Annotated in this window: 6 protein-coding genes; all 6 read left to right on the forward strand. The window is 30.9% G+C overall.

The genetic code is table 11. The features are described 5' to 3' along the window. The first annotated feature begins 471 nt into the window (after positions 1-471). Positions 472-801, forward strand: a complete 330-nt coding sequence (locus ABGT15_RS13040) for a hypothetical protein (RefSeq protein ID WP_367231891.1) — start codon at positions 472-474, stop codon at positions 799-801. 9 nt (positions 802-810) lie between these two features. After that, the gene (locus tag ABGT15_RS13045; protein ID WP_367231892.1) at positions 811-1,104 is read left to right on the forward strand and encodes a CPCC family cysteine-rich protein; all 294 of its coding nucleotides are present in this window, start codon (positions 811-813) and stop codon (positions 1,102-1,104) included. 169 nt (positions 1,105-1,273) lie between these two features. Continuing rightward, complete coding sequence (locus ABGT15_RS13050; RefSeq protein WP_367231893.1) at positions 1,274-1,684, forward strand: hypothetical protein; 411 nt, start codon at positions 1,274-1,276, stop codon at positions 1,682-1,684. Positions 1,685-1,900: 216 nt separating this feature from the next. Continuing rightward, positions 1,901-2,476 carry a hypothetical protein gene (locus ABGT15_RS13055; protein ID WP_367231894.1) on the forward strand — a complete coding sequence of 192 codons (576 nt, stop codon included), beginning with the start codon at positions 1,901-1,903 and terminating at the stop codon, positions 2,474-2,476. 226 nt (positions 2,477-2,702) lie between these two features. Continuing rightward, complete coding sequence (locus ABGT15_RS13060) at positions 2,703-3,206, forward strand: hypothetical protein (RefSeq protein WP_367231896.1); 504 nt, start codon at positions 2,703-2,705, stop codon at positions 3,204-3,206. A gap of 212 nt (positions 3,207-3,418) precedes the next feature. Beyond that, positions 3,419-3,877: a hypothetical protein gene (locus tag ABGT15_RS13065; protein ID WP_367231897.1), complete on the forward strand. Its 459-nt coding sequence runs from the start codon at positions 3,419-3,421 to the stop codon at positions 3,875-3,877. Positions 3,878-4,046: the final 169 nt, after the last annotated feature.

Consider the following 4,046-nt stretch of genomic DNA (forward strand, 5'->3'; position numbering starts at 1 on the left):
GTTGTGTGTAATTGCGCCGTCTCCGTAGTTTTTGCGTTTATGAATCCCTAAGTTTTTTTTGGTGTAATAATTTTAAGGTTTTCAGAACCGCAAGTCTTGCGATTGACATCGTGGAAAGTTTTACTTTCAAACGCTTGGCAGCGTAAAGACTTGGCAAAGTTAGTAGATAAATTCCTATAAGTCAATAAAAAAGTAAGGTTTTTACTAATTTTTAATTGTTGCGGAAAAAAAAATTTAGGGAAGACCTAAATTGAACAGCTCATATCAGAGATATAATCAATTCAATTTAGGTTCATAAAGAAGTAGATAATGCATAATTCGATTAAGGTGGAGACGCCACAACTCCGTTATTTCCTTTAAAAAATTAGAGGGCGTGCTAGAAATAACTACACACAACAACGGCTAAATGCAATGCCTACATTTTCTTTCTTAGGAACATCTATCTAACTTATTTTTATTATTTTCGTTCTTATGAAATACACGGCACTGCATTTAGCCGTGGAACGTTACCAGCAATATTTTATGAACGAAATCCAGACAAAAGACTTTATCGATTCTAATAATGTAAAGGAAATATTATCCAATTCCTTCAAATCAATTGTTGAAAATAATACTTGTGAGGATTTAAATTTGAGTAATAAAAATGTTTCAATTGACTTGAATCATATCCAATGTGATTTAAAAAATCCATTTATTACCTTTAAATGTAAAATTATTAATCAAGACAAAACAATAGGTTTTTATTCTGTTGTCTTTGAACAAACTGGAAAAATAATTGATGATTTTTTTGTAATCTTTTAATCCTAAAAAATGAGCTTAAGAAAACTTGACGAAGATTATCAACATGGCGCGAATGGAAAATATTTTTGCAAATGTTGCGGTTACAATACTTTATCAGAATTTCCAAATGGAACTTATGAAATTTGTGAAATTTGTTTTTGGGAAGACGACCTCTACCAAACAGAAAATCCAAATAAAGAAGGAGGTCCAAATCGAGTTTCTTTAATTGAAGCAAGAAAAAACTTTGAAGAATTTGGAGTTTGCGAACTAGAAATGAAAATGAATGTTAGAAAGCTTAACGAAAACGACATACGTAAAATATAAATTAATACTGCTGGTAACAAGCGTTTGGCAAGATTGCGAATTTTGTAGTAAAATCACGTTTACATTTCGCAAGGAATTTTATCTTTGATAGAAAATAATTGGTTCCGAAGTTCGCAACCTCGCCAAGCGCCGGAACGTTGTGCGCTATTGAACCAAAAATACTGCTAAATTGAAAAACTTAGATTTTAAAAATGCAATTTCATTAACTCTTATATCTTTTATTGCAATAACTAAGCAATGGAATGTTTTGCCTGTTGATGCGCCTGAATCAGAAATGTATGGATTTCCCTTTCCTTATTCTTGTACTGGATGGCATACATCCATGTCGCGACAATTTTTTATTTTAGAGTTTTTTATAGACATTCTATGTTATTACATTTTTTGGTTGGTCATTTTACTATGTTTAAAAAAACTTCATGTGAAATTGTTTGCGAATAAAATGATAAAATATTCATTAATAACTTTATCGGGAATTTTAGTATTGATTTCTCTACTTTTAGTTTTTGTGTTTGAAAATGTTTTCGACTTATATAGAGATTTTGATTTCACTGTTTTAGAGACTAATATAAAATTCTTCTAAATCAATAATATCAACAGCGCACAACAGCGGTTTTGTGCAAGCGGGGTTTTGGGATTTATTTGTAAAGGCTTGGTGTTTGCATTTTATTCTTTCATTTGAACTTTTTCCTTAATAACTTTTCGGTATATTTGTAAGCGTCAGTAATAAAAAATCCCCGCCTGACACAAAGCCGGCGGGACGTTGTGCGTTATCTTAAAAACCGAAATAGCAAAGAATATGGATTTATACAAAAGAATTATTGAAATAATAGATGCGAACTTGATCCACTGTTTTGTTCCAATAATTCTGACTCTAATTTTTGTTGAACTATTTTTCAAGAGACGTTTTGAAACTAAAAAAGTACTGAATTTAATTTGTTGGTTCATTATTTTATACTCAATTATTACTTGGACATATTCATTAATAGGAATGATATTTTATCCTGAAAAATTTGCATTTACCCAAAGAGCAACTGGTCCTTATAAATGGGCATTTTGGATTATGTTCTTATCTGCTTTAATTTTACCATTCACACTATTTATTAAAAAAATTGCATCGAATTTTTATTATGTAATGTTTGTCGCAATATTTATGAAAATCGGATTTTATTTCGAGCGTTTTGTTATAATTGTAACGAGTTATCACAGAGATTACGGAGAAGAAATCAGAAACGTTGAATTCTTAGATTCATTCACATTTGGAGTAATAATGCTATTTATTCAAGGAATTATAATAGCTTTAATTTTATTAGGAATATTTGAAATTTTAAAAAAGAAAAGATTACAAAATAAGGGTTTTGAAAACGGCTTGTGAAAATACTCTTGAAAATTTAATACTGAAATATTAAAACTGAAAAGAATTCATAAACGACCGTAAGAAAAAGACAACGCACAACAGCGGTTTCGCGCAATTGCGAATTCTGTTGTAAGTTCACATTTACGTTTCGCAAGAATTTTTATCTTTAACAGAAAATAATTCGTTCCGAAGTTCGCAACTGACGCGAAGCCGCGGGACGTTAGCAGTTATGTTAAAAAACGAGATGAAAAAATTCTTATACTTAGAAAAAATACCGTTAATAAAAATAATAATTGGAAACATTCTTTGGGTTACAGGTTTTTGTTCTTTGCTTTTTATAAACATTACTTTAGGTCCAGGATTTCTCGTAGTTTGGTCTTTATTTATTATTGTTGGGTTATATTTAATTTCAACGGATGGAATTGAGTTAGATTTTAACGAAAATCAATATCGTCAAGTCTTTTCAATTGCAGGGTCGAATTTTGGAATCTGGAAAGATTTTCCAAACATTGACTATATTACTATATTTAAAACTACAATAACTCAAACAATCGGTGGAAAAACTTTTGGATCTACAGCTACCGCAACTATGTCTGATAAAATGGTGCTAATAAATTTATTTGCAGAAAACAAAAAACCTACAACATTGTATATGACAAAAAATCCAGAAATGGCAATTGAAATCGCAAAAAAGTTTCACGAGTTTTATAATATTGAAGTAATAAACAAAATGGAAACAAAAAAGTGATAAAAACAAACACAACTGCTAACAGCGGTTTTGTGCAAGTGGGGTTTGGGTGTGTATCGGTAAGAGTTAGTGTTTACACTTCTCTCCTATTTTTGAGCTTTTTTCTTTCAAACTTTTCGGTATATTTGTAAACATCAGTAACAAAAAATCCCCACCTGACACAAAGCCGGCGGGACGTTGTACGACATTCATCCAAAAACAACCGATATAATATGAAACATATCTTCTACTATTTAATCTTGATTCTAACTCTTTCAAGTTGTAACGAAATTAATGATGATGTAAAAGACCTAAAAAAGCATGTCTCTTTAAAAATAGAGCCAAAATCGACACAATTTAAAATTGAAAAAATTGGAGATGGACGTTTAGGTCCAAGTGACTATACGCTGATAGCCGAGATTGAATTCGAAAAAAAAGATCTCGAACAATTAAAGAAACAAGTAAAAACAAAAAGTAATCATTCATTTTATGCCGGATTTAAAAAGGAAAGTTTAGATTTTTTATCCCCAGAAATATTTGAAATCTTCGATTACGATAAAACTTCAGAGAAGTATAAAATAAATGTTACTACCTACGAAGCGCAGTATTTCTATGCAAATCCGTTAATTAATGGCTTCTGTATCTTTCCAAAAAAAGGTAATCGTATTTTTCTATATTTATTTACCACATAATAGAACGTCGTACAACAGCGGTTTTGTGCAAGCAGGGTTTTAGGATTTATCGGTAAAGGTCGGTGTTTGCATTTCTTCTCCGAAGTGAGGCTTCTTCTTTCATTCTTTTCGGTATATTTGCAAACGTCAGTAATAAAAATCCCCGCCTGACACAAAGCCGGCGGGACGT

It is taken from the genome of Flavobacterium enshiense, assembly GCF_040750275.1.
Classification (GTDB): Bacteria; Bacteroidota; Bacteroidia; order Flavobacteriales; family Flavobacteriaceae; genus Flavobacterium; species Flavobacterium enshiense_B.